This window comes from Acinetobacter portensis (assembly GCF_009372215.1).
In the GTDB taxonomy this organism is placed as follows: domain Bacteria; phylum Pseudomonadota; class Gammaproteobacteria; order Pseudomonadales; family Moraxellaceae; genus Acinetobacter; species Acinetobacter portensis.
The window spans coordinates 1-509 of record NZ_LWRV01000016.1; the positions used below are offsets into that span (position 1 = coordinate 1).

Consider the following 509-nt stretch of genomic DNA (forward strand, 5'->3'; position numbering starts at 1 on the left):
AGGGCTTCATGAAGAAGAACCCGGAGTATGATGATTTGCTGGGGTGATGCATGGTGAGGAGCGCGGAACGCGTTCCTCATAACGGATCATCGTCATTGCGAGCCACCCGGTCGGCGCGAAGCGCCGCCGGATGACAGGCTTCGCGAAGCAATCCACCGCGCCGCATACGCGGAAGAATGGATTGCTTCGTCGCTTCGCTCCTCGCAATGACGGTGATCGGCGTCTTACCGAGCCCGCCATCACGCAGCCCGGATGAGGCCGATGTCCGCGCGCTTCTGAACGAGGCCTATCCGGAAGGCGCGCCCGACGAGCTTGGTCTTTACTACGGCAAGCACGGTCCTCCCGACGCGACGGTGCTGCTGCGCCTCGCACAGCGGATTGTCGGCCATCTCTCGATCTACGAGAGTCGCATCAAGGTCGGTTCCGACGAGGTGATGGCTGGTCTGGTGGGGGAGGTGGCGGTCGCCGTCGATCAGCGCGGATGGGGTCACGTCCGCGCGCTGATGGGC

1 protein-coding gene is annotated in these 509 nt (G+C 63.7%); it reads left to right on the forward strand.

Translation table 11 applies throughout. From position 1 onward, the window contains the following. Positions 1–176: 176 nt before the first annotated feature. The coding region (locus tag A6M14_RS00860; RefSeq protein ID WP_152872888.1) for a GNAT family N-acetyltransferase at positions 177–509 on the forward strand (333 nt) is incomplete at its 3' end.